Source organism: Cognatundibacterium luofuense (assembly GCF_018139685.1).
Classification (GTDB): domain Bacteria; phylum Pseudomonadota; class Gammaproteobacteria; order Burkholderiales; family Burkholderiaceae_D; genus Undibacterium; species Undibacterium luofuense.
Window position 1 is genome coordinate 1 of sequence record NZ_JAGSPN010000408.1, and the last position, 331, is coordinate 331.

A 331-nucleotide genomic window follows, 5' to 3' on the forward strand; every position below is an offset into this window, starting at 1 on the left:
CGAACAAACAACTCGTCATTGGAGCGGCTATTCCATGCTGAACTGACAGACTGCAATATATCAGGGCGGAACATTCCCAATGCTTTGAGCCATGTGCTCGCTTTTAAAACAAACATTCCACTGTTCCAGGCGTAATGACCACTACTCAAGTACTGCACTGCGGTCTCAAGGTCTGGCTTTTCCGTAAACTGCAGAACTTTATGCTTGCCTGATGCACCCAAATCTTCATCGTAGTGTATGTATCCGTAACCGGTTTCAGGGCGGTCCGGCTTGATACCAAGTATAACGATCTCTCCACTGAGAGCAGCCTGTACACTTAAACGCAATGCGG

General features: G+C 47.7%; 1 protein-coding gene. It reads right to left on the reverse strand.

What is annotated here, in order from left to right; translation table 11 throughout:
- On the reverse strand, positions 1-331 hold a 331-nt coding region (locus KDM89_RS20980), incomplete at both ends, for a sugar phosphate nucleotidyltransferase (protein WP_268977911.1).